The 25,495-nt window shown below is 39.7% G+C and carries 22 protein-coding genes and 2 pseudogenes; 7 read left to right on the top strand and 17 right to left on the bottom strand.

What is annotated here, in order from left to right; genetic code table 11:
* Position 1 precedes the first annotated feature (1 nt).
* The gene (locus AAEY57_RS12420; RefSeq protein WP_028834342.1) at positions 2 to 1,267 is read right to left on the bottom strand and encodes a sugar MFS transporter; all 1,266 of its coding nucleotides are present in this window, start codon (positions 1,265 to 1,267) and stop codon (positions 2 to 4) included.
* A 251-nt stretch (positions 1,268 to 1,518) separates the two neighbouring features.
* Between AAEY57_RS12420 and AAEY57_RS12415 the strand changes: the two genes are divergently transcribed.
* From AAEY57_RS12415 to AAEY57_RS12405, 3 genes are read left to right on the top strand one after another with little or no spacing between them, the layout of a single operon-like run.
* On the top strand, positions 1,519 to 2,853 hold the full coding sequence (locus tag AAEY57_RS12415; protein ID WP_064662479.1) for a GH1 family beta-glucosidase: 1,335 nt from the start codon (positions 1,519 to 1,521) through the stop codon (positions 2,851 to 2,853).
* A gap of 15 nt (positions 2,854 to 2,868) precedes the next feature.
* Entirely contained in the window at positions 2,869 to 4,197 is a 1,329-nt protein-coding gene (locus AAEY57_RS12410) for a glycoside-pentoside-hexuronide (GPH):cation symporter (RefSeq protein ID WP_024601541.1), read from the top strand.
* Positions 4,198 to 4,208: 11 nt separating this feature from the next.
* Positions 4,209 to 5,210, top strand: coding sequence for a LacI family DNA-binding transcriptional regulator (locus AAEY57_RS12405; RefSeq protein ID WP_033102614.1), 1,002 nt, complete (start codon positions 4,209 to 4,211; stop codon positions 5,208 to 5,210).
* A 32-nt stretch (positions 5,211 to 5,242) separates the two neighbouring features.
* Here AAEY57_RS12405 and AAEY57_RS12400 read toward each other — a convergent pair whose 3' ends face one another.
* The 5 genes from AAEY57_RS12400 to AAEY57_RS12380 are packed head-to-tail and all read right to left on the bottom strand — an operon-like array spanning position 5,243 to position 10,763.
* Positions 5,243 to 7,204 (bottom strand): response regulator, encoded by a 1,962-nt coding sequence (locus AAEY57_RS12400; protein ID WP_350607970.1) that lies wholly within the window; start codon positions 7,202 to 7,204, stop codon positions 5,243 to 5,245.
* Positions 7,205 to 7,229: 25 nt separating this feature from the next.
* Positions 7,230 to 7,691, bottom strand: coding sequence for a response regulator (locus tag AAEY57_RS12395; protein WP_028834347.1), 462 nt, complete (start codon positions 7,689 to 7,691; stop codon positions 7,230 to 7,232).
* A gap of 1 nt (position 7,692) precedes the next feature.
* Positions 7,693 to 9,177: a sensor histidine kinase gene (locus tag AAEY57_RS12390; protein WP_350607969.1), complete on the bottom strand. Its 1,485-nt coding sequence runs from the start codon at positions 9,175 to 9,177 to the stop codon at positions 7,693 to 7,695.
* Positions 9,178 to 9,195: 18 nt separating this feature from the next.
* A complete protein-coding gene (locus AAEY57_RS12385; RefSeq protein ID WP_028834349.1) occupies positions 9,196 to 9,405 on the bottom strand; it encodes a hypothetical protein in 210 nt (69 codons plus the stop codon).
* A gap of 17 nt (positions 9,406 to 9,422) precedes the next feature.
* Positions 9,423 to 10,763 carry a sigma-54-dependent transcriptional regulator gene (locus tag AAEY57_RS12380; protein ID WP_028834350.1) on the bottom strand — a complete coding sequence of 447 codons (1,341 nt, stop codon included), beginning with the start codon at positions 10,761 to 10,763 and terminating at the stop codon, positions 9,423 to 9,425.
* Between the two features lie 227 nt (positions 10,764 to 10,990).
* Here AAEY57_RS12380 and AAEY57_RS12375 point away from each other — a divergent pair, with 227 nt between their 5' ends.
* A complete protein-coding gene (locus AAEY57_RS12375) occupies positions 10,991 to 11,506 on the top strand; it encodes an NUDIX hydrolase (RefSeq protein WP_013464184.1) in 516 nt (171 codons plus the stop codon).
* A 28-nt stretch (positions 11,507 to 11,534) separates the two neighbouring features.
* On the opposite strand, the gene AAEY57_RS12370 is transcribed toward AAEY57_RS12375, so the two are convergent.
* The 3 genes from AAEY57_RS12370 to AAEY57_RS12360 all read right to left on the bottom strand — a co-directional run bounded on the left by AAEY57_RS12370 (position 11,535) and on the right by AAEY57_RS12360 (position 13,711).
* A complete protein-coding gene (locus AAEY57_RS12370) occupies positions 11,535 to 12,041 on the bottom strand; it encodes a YgjV family protein (RefSeq protein ID WP_024601536.1) in 507 nt (168 codons plus the stop codon).
* Between the two features lie 62 nt (positions 12,042 to 12,103).
* A complete protein-coding gene (locus AAEY57_RS12365) occupies positions 12,104 to 12,670 on the bottom strand; it encodes a Crp/Fnr family transcriptional regulator (RefSeq protein WP_350607968.1) in 567 nt (188 codons plus the stop codon).
* Between the two features lie 6 nt (positions 12,671 to 12,676).
* Positions 12,677 to 13,711: an NAD(P)H-dependent flavin oxidoreductase gene (locus AAEY57_RS12360; RefSeq protein WP_024601534.1), complete on the bottom strand. Its 1,035-nt coding sequence runs from the start codon at positions 13,709 to 13,711 to the stop codon at positions 12,677 to 12,679.
* A 200-nt stretch (positions 13,712 to 13,911) separates the two neighbouring features.
* Here AAEY57_RS12360 and AAEY57_RS12355 point away from each other — a divergent pair, with 200 nt between their 5' ends.
* Positions 13,912 to 15,288 carry an NAD-dependent succinate-semialdehyde dehydrogenase gene (locus AAEY57_RS12355; RefSeq protein WP_350607967.1) on the top strand — a complete coding sequence of 459 codons (1,377 nt, stop codon included), beginning with the start codon at positions 13,912 to 13,914 and terminating at the stop codon, positions 15,286 to 15,288.
* A gap of 71 nt (positions 15,289 to 15,359) precedes the next feature.
* Here the strand turns inward: AAEY57_RS12355 and AAEY57_RS12350 are convergent.
* From AAEY57_RS12350 to AAEY57_RS12335, 4 genes and pseudogenes are all read right to left on the bottom strand, one after another.
* A pseudogene (locus tag AAEY57_RS12350) lies at positions 15,360 to 15,895 on the bottom strand (DUF924 family protein).
* Between the two features lie 133 nt (positions 15,896 to 16,028).
* On the bottom strand, positions 16,029 to 17,108 hold the full coding sequence (locus AAEY57_RS12345; protein ID WP_350607966.1) for an endonuclease/exonuclease/phosphatase family protein: 1,080 nt from the start codon (positions 17,106 to 17,108) through the stop codon (positions 16,029 to 16,031).
* Positions 17,109 to 17,117: 9 nt separating this feature from the next.
* Complete coding sequence (locus tag AAEY57_RS12340; protein ID WP_350607965.1) at positions 17,118 to 17,501, bottom strand: hypothetical protein; 384 nt, start codon at positions 17,499 to 17,501, stop codon at positions 17,118 to 17,120.
* A gap of 72 nt (positions 17,502 to 17,573) precedes the next feature.
* Complete coding sequence (locus AAEY57_RS12335; protein ID WP_013464176.1) at positions 17,574 to 17,822, bottom strand: TIGR03643 family protein; 249 nt, start codon at positions 17,820 to 17,822, stop codon at positions 17,574 to 17,576.
* Positions 17,823 to 17,965: 143 nt separating this feature from the next.
* Here AAEY57_RS12335 and AAEY57_RS12330 point away from each other — a divergent pair, with 143 nt between their 5' ends.
* A complete protein-coding gene (locus AAEY57_RS12330) occupies positions 17,966 to 18,622 on the top strand; it encodes a YoaK family protein (RefSeq protein ID WP_036979974.1) in 657 nt (218 codons plus the stop codon).
* A gap of 56 nt (positions 18,623 to 18,678) precedes the next feature.
* Positions 18,679 to 20,748 (top strand): TonB-dependent receptor, encoded by a 2,070-nt coding sequence (locus AAEY57_RS12325; RefSeq protein WP_350607964.1) that lies wholly within the window; start codon positions 18,679 to 18,681, stop codon positions 20,746 to 20,748.
* A 58-nt stretch (positions 20,749 to 20,806) separates the two neighbouring features.
* On the opposite strand, the gene AAEY57_RS12320 is transcribed toward AAEY57_RS12325, so the two are convergent.
* The 4 genes and pseudogenes from AAEY57_RS12320 to AAEY57_RS12305 form a co-directional block, all read right to left on the bottom strand.
* Positions 20,807 to 21,946, bottom strand: a complete 1,140-nt coding sequence (locus AAEY57_RS12320) for a Na/Pi symporter (RefSeq protein WP_013464173.1) — start codon at positions 21,944 to 21,946, stop codon at positions 20,807 to 20,809.
* A 402-nt stretch (positions 21,947 to 22,348) separates the two neighbouring features.
* Positions 22,349 to 23,341 (bottom strand): fatty acid desaturase, encoded by a 993-nt coding sequence (locus AAEY57_RS12315; protein ID WP_350607963.1) that lies wholly within the window; start codon positions 23,339 to 23,341, stop codon positions 22,349 to 22,351.
* Between the two features lie 165 nt (positions 23,342 to 23,506).
* Positions 23,507 to 24,316, bottom strand: a complete 810-nt coding sequence (locus AAEY57_RS12310) for a substrate-binding periplasmic protein (RefSeq protein WP_033102625.1) — start codon at positions 24,314 to 24,316, stop codon at positions 23,507 to 23,509.
* A gap of 1 nt (position 24,317) precedes the next feature.
* A pseudogene (locus AAEY57_RS12305) lies at positions 24,318 to 25,421 on the bottom strand (GGDEF domain-containing protein); the annotation flags it as partial.
* Positions 25,422 to 25,495: the final 74 nt, after the last annotated feature.

The following is a 25,495-nucleotide window of genomic DNA, read 5'->3' as shown; positions in this document are numbered from 1 at the left end:
CTTAAAGACGAGTTGACGTTGTTTTTTTTGCACCAAACAGCGCGAAGTAAGTAATATATAAATAGCAGCCAATAGGCAGTATAAGCGCTAACTGCACACCGATATTGTCAGCCAGCATACCTTGTAGTAATGGAATAATAGCTCCACCTACAATCGCTAAGCATAAAATACCCGACCCCTGTGAGGTGTATTTACCCAAGCCTTGAAGCGCTAAACTAAAAATAGTAGGGAACATAATAGAGTTACACAGACCAACCAATAAAATAGCCCACATAGCGAGTGACCCTTGACCTGTCATTGCAATTAACACTAATACACCGGCCAAAATACCATGACAAGCTAACACCTTGGCTGCATTTAATTTTTGCATAATCGCAGCGCCAGCAAATCGCCCTATCATTGCACCTGCAAAATAATAGCTAATATAATGTGCAGCTTGTTGCTCTGGTAAACCTGCAATATGGTCAAGGGTTAAAAAGCCGACTAAAAAGCTACCAATCGCAACTTCAGCACCAACATAAACAAAAATACCAATAGCGCCCAAAATAAGATGGCGATATTTCCAAACACTGCCTAAGTCAACAAACTCAGTGTCACCTTGATTTTCAGCTTCACTATCAATCGCTTTACCGAGTTTAGGTAACTTCAAAAAAGCAAAAATAATAGCCAGTGTTAGTAAACTTGCACTGAGCATTAAGTAAGGGAACTTAACTTGTTCGGCTGTAGCTTGACTAATTTCAGACAAAATCAACCAACTACCAAATAATGGCGCAACCGTTGTTCCTAAAGAGTTAAAAGCTTGGGTCATGGTTAAACGCGAAGACGCTGTTTTTGCAGGCCCTAATACGCTTACATAAGGGTTAGCAGAGACTTGTAAAATAGTGATCCCTGAAGCAAGCACAAATAAAGCAAGTAAAAATAGTTCGTAAACATGTGCCTCTGCAGCGGGGTAGAATAATGCACACCCTATCGAAGCAACAACCAAACCAACAACAATACCAAATTGGTAACCTATTTTACTAACGAGTTTTCCTGCAGGAATTGACATAACAAAGTAGGCACCAAAAAAACAAAATTGTACCAACATTGCTTGGGTGTAATTAAGGGAGAACATTCCCTTTAAATACGGAATTAAAATATCGTTCAGGCAAGTAAGAAAACCCCACATAAAAAACAAGGTCGTAAGCGATGTTAACGCAAAGGTGTGGGTAGACCCTGGTTTTTGGCTGTTTTCTGCTGCCGGTAGTGGCTGTGTGATATGTGCCATAGTATAATCTCTAATTATTTATAATTATCAGATTGTTACCTCTATTTAATTGCGTTTAGTAAAACTTAAAATGCAGATAATAGTTGCAACACCAAATGTAAGCGCTTACATTTATAGCATACAGAGAAAATTTATCAATTTATTTACAAATAATATTGTAAGCGCTTACATTGCTGTATTATACAATTTCTATTGCTTAGCTAATTACGGTAAAGCGCATTATTATTGCAAGCTTAAGGACGTATCTCATTGTGTTTAAAACAATTTCGTTGCCAGGCACGTCAGCCCTTTTAAAATCGCCGTTTATTTTTGGTGTTGCCACGGCCTCTTTTCAAATAGAGGGAAGCCACAACACGCGATTGCCATGTATTTGGGATACTTTTTGTAGCAAACCAAACACCATTGCAGATAACAGTAACGGTAATCACGCCTGTGAGCATGTAAAATATTGGCAACAAGACGTTCAAATGATTGCCGATTTAGCCGTTGATGCCTATCGACTTTCTATTTCTTGGCCCCGCGTTTTACACCAAGATGGAAGTTTAAACATTCAGGGCATGGCGTTCTATAAGTCATTACTACAGGCTCTTAAAGCACGCAATATTAAAACTTATGTCACTTTATATCACTGGGATTTGCCACAACATTTAGAGGACAACGGTGGTTGGCTAAATCGCGATACCGCGTATCAATTTGCTCATTACGCTCATATAGTAACTCAGCAACTAGAGGGCTTAGTGGATTCTTATGCAACCTTAAACGAACCGTTTTGTAGTGCCTACCTAGGCTATGAAATAGGGGTACATGCACCAGGCATAAAAAGTCAAAAAGCAGGACGTCAAGCAGCGCACCACTTATTACTCGCCCATGGACTTGCGATGCAAGTGATACGCAAAAACTGCCCTAAGATAGAGGCCGGTATTGTGCTTAATTTTAGCCCTGCCTATCCATTTACTCCTGACGATGAACGCGCTGCTAAATTAGCTGATGACTATCATAACCAATGGTATATTCAGGCAGTGCTGGAAGGCCGCTACCCTGAAGTGATTAAGGAGCTTGCAAATGATGCAAAACCTGATGTTGCAAATGGCGACATGGCAATTATTAGCCAAAAAATCGATTTTTTAGGGGTTAATTACTATACTCGTATCCATTACAAAAATACGCCAGATCATTGGTTTAGCGAAGCTCCTTTAGAGAATATTGCCACCACTGATATGGGCTGGGAAATATACCCACAGGGATTGTGTGAACTCCTACTTTCATTAAATGATCGTTACACGCTACCCAAAGTATATATAACTGAGAACGGTGCAGCGATGGCCGATGTATTAATAGATGGAAAAGTAGATGACATACATCGTATCAATTACTACCATACACACCTTAATGCCGTTCATAATGCCGTTGAGCAAGGCGTTAATGTGCAAGGCTACTTTGCATGGAGTTTAATGGATAATTTTGAATGGGCCTATGGCTATGAAAAACGCTTTGGGCTAGTCTATGTTGATTACCAAACTCAACAACGCACCTTAAAACAAAGCGCAATTGCGTATCGTGATTTTCTTAAACAGCGCCAAAAATAATAATGAGTGGCTTTTATGCTGAGTAAAAAAGAAAAAATAGCTTATGGCCTAGGTGATACGGCCAGTAATATTATTTTTCAAACCGTAATGCTATTTTTAACTTTTTTCTACACCGACATTTTTGGTATTTCGCCTGCTGTTGTTGGTACCCTTTTTTTAGTCGTCAGAGTCATTGATGCAGTTACAGACCCAATAATGGGCGCCCTGACCGATGCCACTCATACAAAATACGGTAGCTACCGACCTTATCTACTTTGGCTTGCCATCCCCTTCGCTGTTATAAGCGTGATTACCTTTACTACCCCCGCGATGGATGACGGCAACAAAATTATTTACGCGTTCGTTACCTACACCTTGCTAATGTTGGTTTATACCGCAATTAACATTCCTTATTCGGCACTTGGCGGCGTACTCAGTAGCAATCCTAACGAACGGGTTTCTATTCAATCATATCGATTTGTGTTTGGCATGCTGGGGGGGTTATTGGTTACGAGCTGCACTTTACCTTTAGTAAAGTGGTTTGGGGAGGGTAATAACGAGTTGGGCTATCAACTCACCATGCTGGTTATGAGTTGCCTAGGTGTAGTGTTATTTCTAATTTGTTTTCGTTACACCAAAGAGCGGGTGATCAATCCACCACATAAATTATCTTTAAAAACACAACTTCACGTTTTATGGCAAAATCAGCCGTTTAAAATATTGTGTATGGCAGCACTGATATTATTGACCAGTATGGTGCTGCGCACGACATTAGCTATTTACTATGTAAAGTATGTTCTTGGAAAAGAAGATTTAATCACCGAATTTGTGACTTTAGGTATGGTCGGTAATATTATAGGCTGTGCGTGTGCGCAACCTTTAAGTAAACGCTTAGATAAAAAAACGGCTTATATTTATCTGCAATATATTTCTGCCATATTGAGCTGTTTTGCTTTTTTTGTCCCTAATGAGCAAGTTTTACTCGCCTTTTTAATGTATTTTTTATGGTGCTTTTTCACTCAAATGGCGACACCTTTATTGTGGGCAAAAATGGCAGATGCTATTGACTACGGAGTTTGGCAAAATGGTCAACGACTCACAGGTTTGGTTTATGCAAGCGTGGTATTTTTTATCAAATTGGGGCTCGCATTAGGCGGCGCTATAGCGGGTTGGTTACTTGCGTATTATCAGTATCAAGCCAATGTAGAATTAAGCGAAGCAACTAAAAGCGGTATTTTAACCTCATTTACACTCTATCCTGCTATTGGCAGTATACTTGTGGCTTTAATAATGACTAAATACAACTTAGATAACAAAACCATAAAAAAAATCACCGCCGATTTAACACAAAAAAGTAATTTGTAACAAGGAATAGTATGGCCACCATTTATGAGGTGTCAAAGCTTGCAGGGGTATCACTTGCCACTGTTTCAAGAGTAATGAACAACAATGCAAACGTAAGTGATGCAACCAGAAAAAAAGTGACTTTAGCGATGGAAGAATTAGGCTACCGCCCAAATTCTATTGCGCAATCACTGGCCTCTAATTGCTCTAATAGTGCTGGCTTATTGGTTTCTGAGTTAAAAGGTCCTTTTTATGGCCCTATGATGAGCGGCATAGAAAACACCCTCAGAAAACAAGGTAAACACGTTATTATTACCGCAGGGCACAGTGACGCAGAGCGAGAACAACAAGGCATAGAGTTTTTAATTAGCCGTAATTGTGATGCACTTATTTTGCATGTTGAAGCGGTTAGCGATGAATATTTAATAAAGCTGAGCAAAGGTAAAACGCCGTTTGTTTTACTTAATCGCCATATTCCTGAGCTCGCCGATCGCTGTATTATTCTTGATAATGTTAAAGGGGGCTATTTAGCGACTAAATACATTCTTGAGTCTGGTCACAAAAACATTGCTTACATTAGCGGCCCTTTATGGAAAAAAGACGCTCAAGAGCGTTTAAACGGACATAAACAAGCACTTGCTGAACATGCCATTGAGTTTGATGAAAACAGTTTGTATGAAGGTGACTTTATAGAGGACAGCGGCTACGAAGGATTTACTGCTCTTTATAAAAAAAATCCCGCCATTACTGCCTTAGTGTGCGCCAATGACGAAATGGCAACGGGTGCAATGGTCAGTGCCAGAGAGCATGGCATTGAACTACCCGCACAACTTTCAATAATAGGCTACGATAACGTGTTCTTTACCCGCCATGTATACCCCCCTTTAAGCACTATTAATTACCCAATAGATGAAATGGGAAAAGTAGCTGCACAGTGGGTACTGAGCCATGTATATCAAAAAAGCGTACAGCCTATTCAAACTTTATTTCAGCCCGAATTAGTCATACGCCAATCGGTCGTTAATATTACCTAGCTAATTATTATATAAATTGGCAAATAGTGGCGTTAAACAAGTTTACTTAATAGCGCCAAGTTTATTGGTTTAAGCAAAACTTTCTCTATTTCTAGCTGCCTAATGTGTACGGCATCAGGCTCCATTCCACTAATAATAACTCGTTGAATATCAGGATAGTGTTCTTTAATAAACCCAGCAAGCTCTAAACCTGAACCATCGGGTAAATGCATATCGAGTAATACTTTGTCGTAATTACTGTTATGCTCAAGCGTCGCCTTACAGTCTTTGACACTTGTTGCTATATCCGTGTCTACATCCAAACTTTCTAATAATAACTGAGTAATTTGTCCGGCATCAGCATCGTCTTCCACTAATAAAAATCGCTTTATATTAGTATTATGTTTTGGCGTTGGCTGTATCGATGAAACACGTTGTGTTTTTTTCCCCAGCGCTGACTCTAAGCATTGGTAAAGTAAGTTGGAATCCACAGGTTTAGCAATCATATCGTCAAACCCTAGCGCGGTTAGTTCGTTATGAATGCCTTTCATGGTGGCCGCGGTTAAAGCAATAATCGCCCCTTTAAACCCTAACTTTCTAAGTTCAATCGCTGCTTCTTTTCCGCCCATCACCGGCATATGAATATCTAAAAATATAATATCGTAAGCGGCGCGCCCTTCTGCGAGTTGCTTTTTAACCTTATCAAGCGCTTGTTTGCCATTATCGGCATAATCTACATCTGCACCCGCTGAGCCAATTAAATGGCCAACTAACACGCGTAAATCGCGTAAGTCATCCACCACCAACACTTTGCCACTTACTTCGCATGGCGCTACTTTTTGCTGCATGTTGGGGGTTAAATCAAGTTTTAATAAATTGCGCTCTACCTGTCTGATATCACCAGGGTATAAGGAAATGGTAAACGTTGAGCCCTCACCTACATAAGAATCTAATGAAATGGTGCCCTGCATACGACTAAGTAGCTCGGAACAAATAGCTAATCCCAAGCCCGCACCACCTACTGAGCGCGACTCTACATCGGCAATTTGCTCAAAAGGCTTAAAGATGAGTGCTTGTTTTTCTGGAGCAATACCCAAGCCTGAATCTTTAATGCTAAAAAAGAGCATTTCACGATCAGCCACCGTCTCTGTCCATGCGTTAACGATAATTTCGCCTTGCTCGGTAAATTTTATCGCATTATTGATCAGGTTAATGAGAATTTGTCGAACCCGAGTAGCATCTACACGAATAACTAATGGCAAAGGCTCCAGTGATTCAAATTTTAATGATAAACCTTTATCAAGGGCTGATACACGCATTAGCGTAAACACGTCGGCCATTAGGCTATCAAGATTAACATCCCCCAAGCTTAGCTCAAGCTTATCGACTGCAATTTTAGATAAATCTAAAACATCATTCAGTAAGCTCAATAAGTGTTTGCCATTACGATAAATAACGCCCAACTCATTTTCAGCTTGCTTGCTAAAATCACTGAGCATAAGTAGTTCGGTATAGCCTAAAATAGACGACAAGGGAGTTCGCAGTTCGTGGCTTAAATGCGCTAAAAAGCGGTCTTTTGAACGGTTTTCGGCCTCTGCTTTTAAACGCTCCACCCGCTCATCTTCTACATCGCGGCGTGCTAGAGCATAACGAATAGAACGGGCAAACCGGCTACCACTCATTTCACTTTTAACTAAGTAATCAACCGCACCAGCATCAAGCGCAGCCGAATCTAGCGCATCGTTAGATTGCCCCGTTAACATGATAATAGGCCCACAAAAGCCATTCTTAATCGCTTGCTTTAAAACACTTAAGCCATCTGAGGCACCTAAGCGATAGTCAAGCAGGCAAATATCATGCTCATTTTTACTTAGTACATGTATTGCCTGCTCAGGAGAGCTTATCCACTCTATGTCAAACACATGGGAACTGAGCTGCTCTAAATAGTCACGAGTAAGAATGTAATCATCTTCATCATCTTCAACCAATAGCAGTTTCGTTGCCTTTGCTAACATAGCGTCTCCTGTTTTAATTATATGCTTAATCGTTAAACGTGCTTGGTAGCTCTACAAATTCAACCCAGTATTTACCTAACGTTTTCATCAACTCAACTAAACCATCAAAAGTTACTGGCTTGGTAATATATGACGCCGCACCTAAATCGTAACCTTTAACCATATCCTCTTCTTGCTTTGAAGTAGTTAAAATAACAACGGGAATACCTTTTAAATTAGGGTTGGCTTTAATCGCTTGAAGTGCTTCACGTCCATCCATTCTCGGCATGTTTAAGTCGAGTAAAATCAAGCCAGGTCTTGGTGACAGGGTTTTATCTTCAAACTTGCCTTTACGCTCTAAATACTCTAAAAGCTCTACACCGTCTTCAACAAAGTGTAATTCATTTAAAACGCGACTTTCAGCGAGGGCATCTTGGGTTAATAAACGATCATCTTCATCATCGTCTGCCATTAAAATGGTAATGGGTTTTACGTTTGTTAATGGCATATTATGCCTCTCCTTGTAATGTGAATAACTCTGCATCCACAGGTAGTTTAATAATGAAGGTTGCGCCTTCATTAGGGGTGCTTATTGCTGTAATAGTTCCGCCATGTCGCTCTACAATTCTGCGACACACAGATAATCCAATGCCGGTTCCTTTATATTGAGAACGCCCATGTAAACGCTGAAATGGCACAAATATTTTATCTGCATACTCAGCTGAAAAGCCGATACCATTATCTTTTACAGTAATAACATGCCAACTTACTTTACTATTATGCTCTTCACTAAACTCGTTAATTCGTTCAAAGCCAATATCAATAACAGGGTTTACGTTAGGCGCTCTAAACTTCACAGCATTTGAAATTAAGTTTAAAAACAGCTGATGCATTTGACTCGGATCAGCCTGAATGATTGGCATATCAACCGTTATCACTTGCGCATTAGACTCATTAATGGCTATTTCTAAATCGCTTAAAATATCATTAAGTATGCTATTTAGATTGGTGTCGGTAAAATCTTTACCTCGAGTTGTTACTCGAGAGAACTCTAATAAATCATTAATTAAATTAGACATGCGCTGCGCAGCATTTTTCATTCGAGCAATGTAATCTGCGCCTTTTTCGCCCAACTCGTCTTTAAACATGCTTTCAAGACGATCGCTAAATGCTTGAATTTTTCTCAGCGGCTCTTGCAAGTCATGACTGGCAACAAAAGCAAACTCTTCTAACTCACGGTTACTGCGACTTAACTCATCAGAATATAACGTAAGTTCTTGGGTACGTTCGGTCACTTTACTGGCTAAGGTTTCGTTTTGCATTTCGAGCTCAGCTCGATATACCGCCGCATTTTTTAAGTTAAGCCGCGCAAGTAAAAACATACCGCCAATAAGTAAAGCACTCGTGATGGCTGTAATTGCAAAAGTGATTTTTGCCTCGTTTTTTATTTGCGCTAATTTAGAAAAGTGACTGACTTTAAATAACAGCTCACGATCTTGGATATCATTAACAAGTACACGAATCTCTCGGTATAGGTCACGCCCTTTATGAGAGTTGAGTATGAGCATTGCACGTTCTTCTTTGTCATTTAATGCTAATTGAACTGTGCTTTTAAGCTCAGCAATTTTACTTTCAACTAATAAAATTAACGTTGCAATACGCTCAGCTTGTCCCTCAATCTCAGAGTTTAAAGAGCGAACATAATCGGTTTGCGATTCAATTTGTGCAACCGCATCGTAATATGGAGCTAAGTAATCATCGTCCTGCGTTAATAAATACCCGCGCTGCCCTGATTCAGCCTGCACTACAGAGAGATGCATTTGCTCAATGGCTGTACTTAGCATATTAGTGTTATCTAAACTTTGCTGAGTACGCGTTAAGCCTTGTATGGTATTAACCGCTAAAAATGCATTACCTACAATAATGCATAGTATTATGGAGATAAATAACGCCCATATAACATTTGCTTTGCCTTGCTGTTTGCGTTTAATCATTTATCATCCTGGTTTTTATTATTTTGAGTCTGAAATAAGCTGTAAACTGTCACTACATGCTTGGCAATTAACAATTATTTTATCGAGTGCCTCGAGTGCTTTTTCGACGGGCATATCGTTTTCAAGTACTAGCTTGATAAGCTCAGCATTCATTGAAATACGATTTAACGGTGCCCGCGCATCATGTACTAGTTCGTTTAAAGGCTTTATTTGTTTAGTTAATGCCATACTATCCTCATGTTGTTTTATTTATATTCGCCAATGCCACCATATGCGTTAAGGCGGTTATAAAGCGTTTTAGTACTTATACCTAACATTTGTGCAGCCAATGTTTTATTACCTTGTACTTTATCGAGTGTTGCATGAATAAGCTCCTTTTCAACTTCTTCAATGGTTTGTCCTGCAGAAACCTGATTTTCCTGAGCTTGATTATTTACTCGTGAAAAAGGTGACTCTAGGTTATCAGGCAGTGCCACATCGCTTGTTTGTGGATCGCTCATAATAAAAGCGCGATGAATTGCATGACGAAGTTCACGTACATTACCTGGCCAGTCGTACGTTTGCAGCTCTTTAAGTTGCTCGTTCGTCCAGCTAAAAGCAGTGCCATTTTCATCATTTAACTGCTCTAAAAAGACTTTTGCCAATAATGGAATATCGTCTTTTCGTTCACGTAATGGCGGTATATCAATAGGAAATACGGCAAGCCTGAAGTATATATCTTCACGTAAAATATTATTTTGGGCTAAATCGATTAAAGAACGGTTGGTCGCAGAAATAACGCGGCAGTTAGTTGGAATTTCTCGGTTGCCACCTACCCTTGTTACTTTTTTTGTTTCTAATACGCGCAATAAATTAGGCTGCATGCCAATGGGCATTTCAGTGACTTCATCTAAAAATAAGGTGCCATCATTTGCCTGTTCAAACACGCCCTCTTTGCGGGCTATCGCCCCTGTAAAGGCACCTTTTTCATGACCAAATAATTCACTGCCAATAAGCTCTTTTGAAAGGGCGCCACAGTTGCTAGCAACTAAAGGTCCTTCGCATTGACTGGCATTATGAATCGCTTGTGCAACCACTTCTTTACCGGCACCACTTTCACCTACTAACATTACGTTAGCCTGTGTTTTAGCAACACGCTCTATCATAGTATAGAGCTTTTGCATTGCCTCAGATTCACCAATTAAGGTATCAAAATGATGGGTGATAGCGTTTTTCTTAGCTTTTTTAACAGTTTTTTTAGGACCGTTTAAAACCAGTTCTAAATCTTCTCGCTGCAGCGGCTTTAATAAATGCGTTACATTGGGCTCACACATATCGGCTAAAATCCCCTTAACCGATGGGTGACCTGAAATAAGAGTGACTTTAGGAGATTGACCAATCATTTTCAAATGGTCTAATAAGTGCAAGCCGCTACCATCGGGTAACATGAAATCCAGTAATACATGATCAAAGGAATTATTCTCAAACCACTGATGCGCTTCTTCTAAACTGGTTGCAGTTTGAATATTATGCCCAAGAAACTCAACAATGTGACAAATAACATCACTAAATTCGATGTCGTCATCAACTAAAAGTATATTTAACATGATTAATCCCTATGCTTTTTTATTATTCTACTCACCCCTTTCAACAAATGAAAGGTATTCAGAGCAGGACTAAAACAATGACATTTTATTTTTTAATAGTTCGCCATTATAACTACAGATATATGTATAAACGCTTAAATTAACAATCTTTTCAGTTAATTACTTTTTAACAATGAAGTAATTAATACAACCAACTGATATAATTTATCTTTATTGCTGGAGTCGTTATGCGCCTATTAAAAACCACTATTCACCCCACTATTAATATTACTCAAGGTCGTCAGTTTACTCGCCCTACTGCTCGCGCAATTGTATTTAAACAGCAGTACATTTTATTAATGTACACTCAGCGCTATGACGATTTTAGTTTACCCGGTGGTGGCGTAGACTTACACGAAAGCATTGAACAAGGACTTATCAGAGAGCTTAATGAAGAAACTGGCGCGCAAAATATAAAAATCTGCAGTGAGTTTGGCCTCTATGAAGAATATCGTCCTTGGTACAAAGATGACTTTGATATTATTCATATAAAGTCATACTGTTATGTATGCGAAATTAACGAACAACTCGGCCAAGCACAGCTTGAGCACTATGAGCAACAAAATGGTATGCAAGCTAAATGGGTAAATATTTTTGAGGCGATAGCTCACAACGAACGCACATTAGCTAATAGCGATAAACAAGGATTGTCAATTATTCGAGAAACCTTTTTATTAAAAGAAATTGCCAAACAGTTCTTTTAATAAGTTTACATTGCTGCATTTTACGTTCCTACTTGAGGTTCAGCAAGACTTTTTTACTAATATAAAATCGATATAAACCAAATAAGTTACTACTTAAAAATAGGCTTTCCATAATTATTGCCACAGGGGAGCCAGCAAAAATATTATGCGTTATCCAAAAAGAGGTTCCCACCACCATACATAACCTCAAGTGCAAGTCTCTATTTTGAAATGAAGCAATGGTTTGTATTAATGTCGCCACCAGCGCAAAGCCACTAAACCAATCTTGCCATGTTAAATAAACGGCTAAACAACTCACTGCCATAAATCCAAACATGGCCCAAGTATGCTTAAAGTATATGCAGTAAAAATAACGTAACGCGGCAATAAGCATTAAGCAGCCGGCACTGTTATAACCCAAAATAAAAAAGTGGACTGAGGTTAATAACACAGAGGTAAATAAACAACATAAGATAATGCGTCGGGACTTAAACTGAAATGAAGCTAAGTCGAGTAAAGTCGCGACGGCAACCAATGATTGGGCAATTAAAAACATAACACTCCAAGGCACTTAAGGCATAAAAATGAGGAGTGTATAGTGCTTTATATAAACAGCACTTAACTTAAGTTAAGTCGCTTACGAATTCGTGATAACGAAATGGCCGAAATACCTATATACATAGCCACTTGGCTTAAGCTTAACTGCGCCAACCAATGCGGTTTATGTTTAAGCAAGTAACAGTAGCGCTGCTCGGGGCTGTTGAGTAATAAAAATGCTTCTTTGGCTTCTTTAAATATTAGTTGCTGCACAATGAGTTGCTGCTTAATGAGTTGGTACTGTGCTTGCTCAAATAGTGTTAGCGGTACTTTAATTACACTTGCCTCATTAATTACTTTTAATTGGTAAAAAGCGGGGCTTGAGGTCATCCAATTGGCAAACAGCAATGCAAACTCATTTTTAAAATAAAACTCTTTGCATTTTTGCCCGCCATCAATATCATCATGAATAGCACCTAAAACCCCCTCCACAATTAAATAGCCATAACGCTGTACATCGCCTTGGGGCAATAACACGGTATTGCGCGCGACAAGCTGTTGAGGGTAAATACCTGCCAATTGTGTTTTAAGCGTATTTATAAGCACTTCGTAACTATCGCCAAGCGATAAAAGTGGGTTATCAGACATTAAACTCTACCATTTTTCCATTAAAATATGCGTAATATCCGCAGCTGATACCCCCACCCGAGGCACATACTTTTGACCACACCACAAAGGCGAAAAATCACTTTTAGCACTTTTTTCAGCTCGGTTTCTTAAAGCTGTTATTGCACTGCTAGCGTGTGGAAACGCAGGAACCCCATTTGGCATAGTACCTAACTCGAGCATGACGCGGTTTTGAATACCCCGCGCGGCTCGACCTGAAAACAAAGTAGTTAGTGCGGTGCTATCTTGAGCCTGCTCTAAAATAGCTTGCTGATGTAAAGCAGATGTTTTTGCCTCTTTACATAATAAATAAGCGCTACCAACTTGAACTCCACTGGCTCCCAGCGCTTTCATATGCTTTACATCATCTGGTGTTGCAATACCTCCTGCAGCAATAATCGGTAATGATAAATGCTCAACACAACGCTTAACTAACTGCTCAGTGGTTTGTTGCAAGCTTAAATCCATTGATAAAAAATGCCCTCGATGCCCTCCAGCTTCTAAACCCTGAGCAATAACAGCATCAGCGCCATTTTCACTGAGCCAAATAGCTTCATCTAAAGTGGTCGCAGTTGAAATTACTTTAGTGCCCCAGCTTTTTATTTGCGCCACAATAGCGTGCTTGGGTAAACCAAAATGAAAACTCACAACCGCCGGTTTATAGGGTGCAATAATATCAACAACGGCTTGGTTTATAGGCTGACGGGATGCCCCTGCGGTTAAACTTTGCGGGTCAATTTCATACTCTGCAAAATAAGGGGTCAGCATATTATGCCATTGCTGCTTTTGTTGGCTGGTGTAATCAGTAACCGTGTGACAAAAAAAGTTTAGATTAAATGGTTTATCTGTTTTTTGAGTAAGTAAGTCGAGCTGTTCAACTAACTGTGCTGGCGATAACATAGCGCAAGGCAACGACCCTAGCCCGCCAGCTTCACAAACGCTTGCAGCCAATTCAACGTTTTGTACACCCGCCATAGGCGCTTGAATAAGAGGTAAATCGATATTAAACAATGACTGTATCATCTAACTACTCCCTGTAACTTTTTCAACAACTTGCAGTATTTACAGAACCATAGCAAAAACAACGAACAAACAAAATCTAGATTTTTGTATAAAGTAATATAAAAACCATTATTAACAAAAAGTTATGGATTTTTATAAACTATCGCCCAACTGGCTTTGGTTTTGCACCTACCCTATTACATAATTTGTTAGGAGGTAAAATGAGTAACACAGTAGATACGATCAATCCCGCAACCGAGCAAGTCATCAATAGCTATACGCTGCTTTCTCAAGCTCAAGCAGAACAAGTGATCGAAAAGTCTCATGAAACATACTTAACATGGCGATTAACCTCGTTTACTGAGCGCGCTAAATACCTGAATAAGCTAGCCTCTTTATTTGAAGAGCAAAAAGAAGCGCTTGCTAAACTGATGACCGAAGAAATGGGTAAAGTGTACGAACAAGGCTTTCAAGAAGTGCAGCTTTGTGCTGACATTTGCCGTTATACCGCAGAACATGGCGCCGATATGCTGAGCGACGAAGAACGCGATATGCAAGGCGGTCGTGCAATTATAAGTTATCGCCCCACAGGCGTGTTGCTAGGTATTCAGCCATGGAACTTCCCACTTTATCAAGTTATTAGATACAGTGCCGCAAATATTATGGCGGGTAATACCACGGTATTAAAACATGCCGGTAATGTGTTTGGTATGGCTGAAAAAATAGATACCTTATTTAAACAAGCTGGGTTCCCTGAGCATTGCTTTAGTAACTTACTAATTGACGGAAAAACAGCCAGCGCACTTATCTCTCATAAACACATTAGTGGCGTTACCTTCACAGGAAGTGATGGCACAGGTAAAAAAGTAGCTGAGCAGGCCGGTAAGCACGTTAAAAAAACGGTATTGGAGCTTGGCAGTAACGATGCTTATGTTGTACTTGATGATGCTGACCTCGCGCTGGCAGTTAAAACCTGTTTGCAGGGCCGCATTATTAACAATGGGCAAACCTGTGTGGCTGCCAAGCGTTTTGTGGTAGTTGACTCATTATACAATGACTTTAAAGAAGCGCTGAGCCAGCAATTTAAAGCAATTAAAATGGGCGACCCTATGGATAAAGATACGGAACTGGGTCCTATGGCACGCGAAGATTTACGCGATAAAATTCATCAGCAAGTGCAAGACTCGGTAAATGCAGGCGCAAAAGTAATTGTAGGCGGCGAAATTCCGCAGCAAACAGGCTATTACTACCCGCCTACCGTGTTAGAAAATTTATCACCGGGGATGCCTGCATACGATGACGAATTATTTGGCCCTGTGGCATCTTTGATTAAAGCCAAAGATAATGATGACGCTATGCGTATTGCCAACGACTCCCGTTATGGACTAGGCGGCGGTGTCTTTTCAAAAGATGAGAAAAAAGCCATTGAGCTGGCTAAAAAGCATTTTGATACCGGTATGATCAACATAAATGGTTACGGACTGGCACAACCGAACCTACCATTTGGCGGTGTTAAAGACAGTGGCTATGGCAGAGAACATGGCGGCTTTGGTATTCGCGAGTTTGTGAATGTTAAAAGCATCATGATTAATAGCTAATATCAGGTATCTGGTTAATAAAACTAAACACCGCGCTTGTAATAAACGCGGTGTTTTTTTGCCTGATGAATCTAAAAACCTGAATTGGGCTGTTTTAAAAACTCGCGTTCTTCTTCTGTAGACTCCCGCCCTAGTATTTTATTACGATGCGGGTAACGATTAAATCTATCGATAATCGCTTTATGTTGATACTCAAAGTCTAAGTTATTTTGAATACCTAACACCTTAAATAGCCGGACTGCTTCCTTATGAATTAACTGCGATTCGCTGTGCATAAAAGGCATATACAAAAATACTCGCTGCTCATCCGTCAACTTCTTATCAAACCCTTTTGTAATGGCCGATTGTGCTAACGCTAAAGCCATTGAATCACAGGCGAATGATGCTGGCTTGTCACGATAAATATTTCGCGAGAACTGATCAAGCACGATAATTTCAGCTAGGCTGCCTAATGCACTCTCACGCCATTGAAATAACTCACTCGCACTCGCTTGCTGGTGTAATTGGCCAAAACGAGCCTGAATCATCAAATCAAACGCCTCGTCTTTTTGCACCACTGCTTTGGCTCAAGCTCTGTAAACCAAAAGTTGATAATTTTATTAAACATAATGAATCTCTTTGTTAATTAACACTCAACTAAATAGCTCGCTATATAAAATCCCGCAAATTTAAAAAGCACGACCCTAATGTATTAATTTTGCCTTTCGCCTAAAGCCTTTAACCTAACACCTGTACTTAATCTAGCCTTTTTCAAACCTAGGCACTTTACGTTTATCGGCTTTGCTCATAGCAAGCTCTTGTATGTCTTGCTGTTTAAGCTCGCTGGGCTTTGTTTCGAGTGATTGCTGATTAGCATCTTCATAAACAAGTTCGGTAAGCAGAGCAAAGTGATCGGAGCCATATTTAGCAACACGTTTGATACGCTTTACAGTAAAACCTGTAGAGTGAAATAAGTGATCGAGCGGCCAGCGCATAAAAAAGTAACCAGCATGAAAAGTGTTATAAAAGCCCCGTCCTTTACGTGGGTCTAAAAAGCCACTGATTTGCATAAATAAACGGGTGCTGCGTGACCAAGCTACATCATTTAAATCGCCGGCGACTATCGTTGGGCGGCTTGGATTTTTAAGCGCTTTAGCCACCATTATTAGTTCGCTATCGCGCGGACGCGATGAATCTTTTTCTGTTGGGCTTGGTGGCGCGGGATGAATAAAATGCCCCTGCATTTTTAGCCCTTGATGGTTTTCAAATAAAATATGAATAGAAGGAATATCATCTTCTATAAGTTCACAAATTTGTGCATCGAGTATGTTAAATTTACTAAATACATGCATGCCGTAACGATTATCTTTTGGGCACTGTACTTGATAAGGGTAGTTTTTTTTAAGCACAGATAACTTATCTTGCCACCAGCTATCGCTTTCTAAGGTGATAAGTAAATCGGGCTGATATTTATCGACTAAGTTAATTAACTGCTCACTATGTCGATTCGACATCAGTACATTAGCGCATAAGATTCTGATGCTATGATCACTACTTTTTGGCGCTGTTAATACTTCTTTTTTAGCAAACCAAGTGTAGGGATAAATCCACTTAGCTTGCAAAACTAAAATAACAAAAGCGACCACCGCTACGAGTGAGTAAGCAATTAAGCCGCTTTGCCACATACCTATTAGTGCAACGATAATTACAGCGCTTGCTAGGTAGCACACCTGCAAGCGCACAAAGTCGCAACTACGTATCAAGTAATGCTGACTGTATGACAGGGGTAATAAGGTTATTAATAACAACAAGCCAGTAACTATGACCAATACAGTGAGCATTTATAAATCCTAATAGCGCTGTAAAATAGAGAGTATTTCACGAGTGTCGTGCACTAGGTGAATAATAGTGCGATCAATTTCAACTCGCACTGTGTCTCTTTCTCGGTCTATTACTCTAGCACGCTTATAAATGTCATGCCCAAGGATATCACCTTGATGATAAGATCTGTGCCACCCTGGTGGAGTCCACCCTTGACGAATTAACTGCTTGGCTTGTTTCTTAGAAAGCCATTTTTTATTATGGTCTTGGTTATTTTTTTGCTTTTTCCAGTGATGCTTGTTTGCGTGTTTATTCACATGCTTACCTGCATGTTTGTCTTTGTGTGGTACAGCAAATGCGTTTGTTGCCGTTAGCGCAAAAACCATTAATAAAATACTGATTAATGTTTTCATGGCTGTTCTCCAGTGTGGTTATTACTGAAGATTATTAACGCTTAAGCCTGAACAACACATGAAACCCTAAAGTTAGCGCTGTTTGTACTGTGTTTTACAATGACTGCGCATAATCGCGGGGTCGCGCAACTTTAGGTGTTTAGTTTTACGCCCGGCATGGCGCTTACGCCACACTTTAAATGAGCCACTAGATATGTGGTCACGCATAAAATTAACTAATTGTGAGTAATTTAGCCCATAAAGATTTTCAATGGCTTCAAACGGCGTTCTGTCTTCCCATGCCATTTCTATAATGCGTGATTGCTGTTCTTGGTTAAACATATTTATTCCAAATTCTGTTGATACGCAAAAGTTAAACTTAGCGATCATCACTTGCTTGTGATGTTAAAAATATAACCTCTTTTCATTTATTAACTTTAATTAAGTGTATGATTAATCTACACACTGAAACCGGAGCTAAAAGGATGTTTACAAAACTACCTAAGTGGGTCGAATATGGTGCGTTTACCCTCGCTTTTATTGCCGGTATGGTAAACGCAGTAGGTTTATTAGGGTTTGAACAGCAAGCAATTTCTCATGTTTCGGGGTCGGTGACTTCATTAGCTATTGAACTTACTACCAACATCAATGCAGCGTTATTTTTAATTGCGATTGTACTGAGCTTTATATTTGGCTCGGCATTAACAGGCTTAATGCTCTCAGGCGGGTCACTTAAGTTAGGACGCCATTACGATACGCTCTTATTTATTGAGGGTATTTTACTACTGGTAAGCGCACAGCTACTTCAACATTCATATCCTTACGCACTTACACTCGCCTCTGCCGCCTGCGGCTTACAAAATGCTTTAGCCACTAACTACAGCGGTGCTGTAGTGCGTACCACTCATTTAACCGGTATTTTTACCGATTTGGGTTTGATGTTTGGTAAAGCCCTAAAAGGAGAAGCTTTTGACAATAGAAAATGCTTGGTCTTTACATTAATTGTTGCCGGTTTTTTAACCGGTGGAGTGGTAGGCGTATTGCTATTTAAACATTACTCAGTGCTCACTTTAGTTTTTCCGGGTATTTTTTGTATTGTTTTATCGATTACTTATCGGGTTTATAGGTTGAGTGTGCTTTAACCAATTCACAAACTCCCCTACCCTAAACTTATCAACTTGCCGATGTGCTGGAATTTATGAAATATTACTATTTACCCTCTTTATTGTTATGCAGTCAGTTAAGTTTAATTAATAGTGCGTGTGCTGAAGATACCGCGCAATCAATTGAACGTATCACCACCACAGCATCACGTAGTGAAGCGCTCTCCACCCCATTACCTTTGGTGATCAGTGTATTAAGCGAATCACAACTTGAGCTTATAGCCCCTACCCATGTAGAAGAAGCACTGCAACGCGTTGCAGGTGCCAATATACAACGTGGTAATGGTCAAGAATATTTACCCGCCCTGCGCTCCCAGGTGCTTTCTGGTACGGGGGCTTGTGGAGGGATTTTAACTGCTGAAGATGGTATTGCACTTCGTGCAGCTGGGTTTTGCAATATTAATGAGCTGTTTGAAGCACATAGCGAAATGGCACAGCGTATTGAGGTATTAAAAGGCCCAGGCTCTGCACTGTATGGCTCAAATGCAGTGCATGGCGTAATTAACGTCATTACACCAGACACGACCCAAGGTGGTGGTTTACTGGGTGTTGATTATGGCTCTTACGGTTATGCTCGCTATAAATTGCGTGCAGGCCATGCTATGGATAATTCAGGGTTCGGTATTAATGCCAGCTTTACCGATGATGGCGGTTACCGAGATGATGAAAGCGTTAAACAACAAAAAATAAATGTGCGACATCGGTACGCTAACAACAACTTAAGTTTAATATCGGGGTTGACCTATACCGACTTAGACCAACAAACCGCAGGGTATATTAGTGGCTTTCAAAGCTATAAAGATGAATATATTGCACAGCAAAATTTTGATCCTGACGCCTTTAGAAAAGCCCGTTCGCTTAGGGCTTGGAGTAAAGCAAGCTGGCAATTAGGTGAGAACACACTGGTTGTTACTCCTTATATTCGTGACCAAAGCATGGACTTTTTCAAACACTTTTTACCCGGTACTCCGCTCGAAAAAAACAGTCAAACGGGGTTTGGCCTACAATCGCTTTATCAACATTATGTGAACGACAATACGAACTTAAAGCTTGGCTTTGATGGTGAGTTTACCCAAGCCGATTTTTTACAAGCCCAAGATAACCCCACCCAAGGCTCTGCGTTTTTAGTGGCCACTGTGCCGCAAGGTAAACATTACGATTACCAAGTCGATGCAACCTTATACGCTCCATTTGCCGCTATTGATTGGCAGCTTAATGACTGGCTTATTACCGCTGGGCTGCGTTATGAGCACATGCAATATGACTATCAAAATAATATGCTTGCAGGGCGTACAAAAGAGGATGGCAACGAATGTGGTTTTGGTGGCTGTCGTTATAGCCGCCCCAAAAGCACTAAAAACAGCTTTAGTAATCTTTCGCCAAAACTCGGGGTGAGCTATCAGCTTAATACTAACAATACATTATACGCTAATTTTTCAAGAGGCTATCGAGCCCCCCAAGCGGCTGAACTCTATCAATTACAGCGCGAGCAAAGTACTGCCGACTTAGACGCAGAAATAGCTAATAATGCTGAGGTGGGTATTAAAGGGATGTACAACAATACTCGCTATGGCTTATCGATGTATGCGATGAGCAAGCACAATACCATCTACCGCGACAGTGACTTTTTTACTGTTAATGACGGCCAAACTCGGCATCGCGGTATTGAGCTTGAATTAGCGCATAGCTTTAATCAGCATTTATCTGTTAATTTTGCAGGCACCTATGCCAAGCATACGTACTCGAATGAGCAAATTATTGGCAGCATTAATATTAAAGGTAACGATATTGATACCGCACCTCGAAAGGTTGCTAATATCGATTTTAACTGGCAAGCCAACGAGAGTATTAGCCTTGCGCTGCAATGGCACTATGTTAGCCGCTACTTTACCGACCCTGAAAACTTACATGAATATCAAGGGCACGATATTTTAAGCTTGCGCGGACAGTGGCAAATTAGTCCACAGCTATTACTGAGTGCCCGAATTATAAACTTAACTAACACAGCCTACGCTGAGCGCGCCGATTACACCAGCTTTACTGGGGATCGTTACTTCCCAGGTAAACCACGTAATGCCATGTTGTCTGTAAGTTACCAGTGGTAAAACAAAAAATGCGCTATATAAATTATATAGCGCATTCCTTTTATACGTTTATTTCTGCTTATCGAACGGCCAGCACAATTAAACCAGGCACCACAAAGAACGATCCTAGTATATAGCCTAATGCTGCTGATTTATTATTTGTACCAATTTCGGCTAGCTTTTCAGCAAGTTTAAGCGGTATTTCACGCAGCACAGGAACGCCGTAAATAAGTGCAACTGCAAATACATTAAACATAACGTGTACCAATGCAATTGTTAGCGCAACCTCAGCCATAGGCCCTGTAATTGATGTGGCCGCTAATAAAGCAGTAATGGTTGTACCAATGTTAGCTCCCAGTGTGAATGGGTAAATTTGACGCGTAGTAAACACACCACTTCCAGCAAGTGGGATCATCAAACTGGTTGTCGTTGATGATGACTGAACCATAATTGTTACTGCCGCACCTGATGTGATACCCGCGATAGGCCCGCGCCCAATGGCTCCATGCAGTATATCTTTTGCAGTGCCAACCAGCGCTTTTTTAAGTAATTTACCTAATGTAGTTACGGCAAATAAAATCAAACAAATACCTGCAATAACCATCGCTGCACCTAGCATTTTTGTATCTAAAAAACTAAATGCATCTTTTATTACGCCCACAGCTGGTTTTACGAGTGGTTTAATAAAGTTGTAGCTCTTTAATGATAAGTCGGCATCACCAATAAATAAGTGCGATAAAGCAGCAGACATTTTTTGCAGCAAACCAAACATTATTTCTAGCGGTAAAAATATAATAACGGCAAATAAATTAAAGAAATCATGAACAGTTGATGCCGCAAATGCACGCTGGAACTCTTCTTTAGAGCGAATATGGCCAATAGACACTAAGGTGTTAGTAATAGTGGTACCAATATTTGCACCCATCACCATTGGAATAGCAATACTTAACGGTAAACCGCCAGCAACTAGCCCCACTATAACTGAGGTAACCGTTGATGATGATTGCACTAAAGCGGTTGCTAAAGCACCTAATAATAATGCGATAAACGGGTTGGTTGCGAATGCAAAAATCTCTTTCGCTCCCTCAGTACCGCCCGACGCTAATTTAAAACCACCACTGACAGTGCCAACGGCTACAAGGACTAAATAAACTAAAAAGGCGATAGCAGCCCAGTTAAGCGTTTTTATTAATAGCGTATTGCGCTTTGATTCACTCATGTTTAAATCTCAGTTTTGTCTTACCGATTATGGCATTTTGATGACGTTTTTGTTTCAGAGCGCATTAGAACACCTAAATATTACAGAAATATTTCAATTCGATTAACGTGCTTTTTTATTCATAACATAAAAACATAAGGGTGAAAAATTGAGTATAAGGCAAGCCATAACTTTAAAAATAATCAATTAAAATCAAAAAATTAAACTTAGTATTCAATTACATAACAAAACGCTAAGTGGGATCAATTAAGGACTAAATTTAAAAAGGTCTGAGTAATAGATTAAGTTGGTATTAAAGGGAAGTTTTATAAGCTTTATCTGACTTTACTAGGGGTATTGCCTAGCCTTAGGCTAGGCACCGTTACTAAAGCAGCAACCTCGAAGATTGAGTAAAAACAAGCTTTATGATTGATACAAATTAGCTTTTTTTATACTAGCAAAATCATTAAAACGTACGCCGTGTTGACGCATCACTTCAAGAATTTTTTTGCTAATCATTTGACGTAAATAAAACGGCTGATTCGGCACAAAATGATGAATAGTATGAGTATGCCCAAAGTTAAAGCAAAATAAATTAAATGGCATAAACAAACGGCTAGTAATAACGTGAGTTTGTTCAAGCATATTATTCACACCGCCGTAATAATGCATACTTGAAGTAACAAAATTAAGTGAGCTCGAACGCACAATGTTAGGCACAATCAGCACCACCATTAGAAATTCAAACACATTCATTACATCAAGCAGCAATACAGGTGAATTAGCAGCCAGTGGAGTGAACAAATTAACTAAGTGAAACACAATTACGCTATATAAAATGGCGAAATACGCAGTGGTAATTGGAAAACCTGCATTAAACACTTTAAAGAAGCTAAACCCTTTAATTTCTTTACTAAAACGTTTTGCATTAATTAATAAACCGAGTAATCCATCAACAATTACCAAGGCACGTAAAAACGGATTTTTAATACCATTACCTACCAAACGTTCTTCTAGGTCTTGCTCAGTGCCCGACGTTTTGTGGTGATGCAAATGCATCTTGCGACGATACCACGGGCTAATCGTATTAGGGCGCATCAACCACACAGTAAACATCATAAAATTGTGTAAAAAAGGCTGGTTGCTAAAGTACTGCTTATGAATAAGATCGTGCTCAAGCTCGTGCGAAATAGAGGTGGCTATAGCGGCCAATACAATACAAAGCCAAGCAGGGATAATGGCAAAGTAATACAAAGTACCAACCCCAATTAACGCACTTAGCGAGAGCAATAATATAGCCATTCCCAAAGTATTTTGATGCATTAACAATGGATGTTTTTGACGAAGCAGCGCTTCTTCCGCCTTAATCGCTTTAACAATGGCTTGAATATTCTGTTTTGCGGTCAATTGAGTCATGATGTTTTATTCGCAACAAGAGGTTGAAGTATATAATATCCGAGTAAAAAACTCAGTACAAAGTAATTTAATACTAATTAATTTACGGGGAAAAAAAGTATAAGATCATAATCAAATTAAATATCTCACTTTCTTAGCGCGTGCTATTGGGGCATTTTAAAGCACTTATAAAGCCACATTATACTTTTTAAGAAGCATTTTTTGTTTATCTCCCTTGATAGATAAACGGCCACTGTTCCATATATTTATTAGCGTTTTCCTTCTTTCAGCGGGCATTTTATTTGAAAAAATAGGTATTTCAACTAATTTATTTTCTAAGCCTGGACGCACTATTTTTAATCCATTGTTCCAATCAAATCGATTCAACATGTACTGTAAAACCAGCATATTATCTGCATATAGATCGATTCTGCCCGCTTTAATCATCTGAAAAATCCGTTCTACCACATCGCTAGAGCCCGCGATTACTTCCACTAAATCAGAATTATTTGGGTCATCAATATAATTTTGATAATCAACACTTACCGAGCTGTAATCCCACCCAGGCCCTGTTGCAACACGCTTTCCTTGTATAGATTGAATCCCATCATAGCGCCAGGATTCATCTTGCCTAACAACAAAAGCAGTTGGATATGCAAATGTTGCCTCTGTGGCGTACTCGAAACCCACTTCGGTGTCTTGCGAAAATAAATATTCTGGCAACATATCGCAAAGACCATCCGCAACCATATCGAGCCCCCTTGCCAAAGGCACTTCGTAATATTCTAATTGATAGCCTTTTGATGTATATATTTGCTCTAGCATATCAATCACAAAGCCGCGGGCAGGAAAACCCTCTGACGGAAATATAGTCATAGGAGGCCATTGGTCGTAGCAAACTTTTAATGTATTGGCATGACTAAAGTTACCTATACTCAATGCTAACAATAAGGATATAAGCAGCACTTGAGAGATCTTTTTTTTACCTTTAAACATTTTATTTTTCAACACGATCACGTCCTTTGTCTTTAGCGCAGTAAAGCTTCAAGTCAGCGACTTTGAATAACTCAGTAACTGAGCAGTCTTTTAGCTCGGATGAGGCAACGCCTATGCTTACAGTATAGATTACAGTTTCACCATCAACTTCTAAGGTTGAATCAACCACAGCCTTTCTTATTTTATTAGCGAGTTTGAACGCGTTATCAAGCCTTGTATTTGGAAGAAATAGTGCAAACTCCTCTCCACCCACTCTACCAATAAGGTCAGACTCTCTTATCATGCTCTGAGCTGTGTCGGTAAAATGAATAAGCACCTTATCACCAACAAAATGTCCATACGTATCGTTAATGTTTTTAAAGTAATCTAAGTCAATTAAAATAAAAGATGCGGGTAATTTCTGTCGCTGAGAAAGTTCTAGCAAATGATTTGCTGTATCAAAAAAGCTCCCCCGATTTAAAGTACCCGTTAGAGAGTCTCTTGTTGCAAGCGTTTTAAGTTTTTCATTTAATACTTGTAGATCTTTTGTACGTTTTGTAACGGCCTCTTCCAGCCAATCTCGCTTAGATTTTTCATCCTCGAGTAATCGCTCCCGATCCCTTTCCATACTAAAGAGCATCGTATTCATATGATCTTGGAGCTGGCTGAGCTCGTTGTTTTCAATATGTGAAAGATTGATCCGTTTACGTGTATTTTTACTTGATTGGACCTCATTAACTTGTTGCATCAATTCTTTTAAAGGCCTGGCTAGGTAACGATCGAAAGCCCAAATAAATAACCCAAACAAAATTGATAATTTTATCATTGCAGTAATAGCAATTAAGAAAAAACCAAATAAAACACGATCTAAAACCACCTCAGACGATGAATAGAGCACCAAAGTGCCAAGAAAAATCCGTTTACCATTAAGCGTCCAATACAACTCAGATTTAGTTTCAAAAATTGAGAGAGGAAGTGAGGCTTGAGTGTAAGAACGTTTAGAAATCATGCTTTTGCCATGTTTGTCAAAAACATCAACTCCCTCAATAACCGGCATTTTAATAAGCCCATCAACGAGTACACCTAACTGTGTTTGGTCATATTGCCACAAACTCGTCGAAACCGGAGTTTTTCAAGTTAGTTGTCGCCTCAAGTTAAATTTTATGCCGCCCGCATTTCTTCTTTTTTCTCAGGGTTTAA

The organism is Pseudoalteromonas sp. MER144-MNA-CIBAN-0113 (assembly GCF_040308965.1).
GTDB classification, from domain to species: Bacteria; Pseudomonadota; Gammaproteobacteria; order Enterobacterales; family Alteromonadaceae; genus Pseudoalteromonas; species Pseudoalteromonas tetraodonis.
Note: the sequence above shows the minus strand (reverse complement) of the source record. Positions and strands in the feature narration are given on the sequence as shown.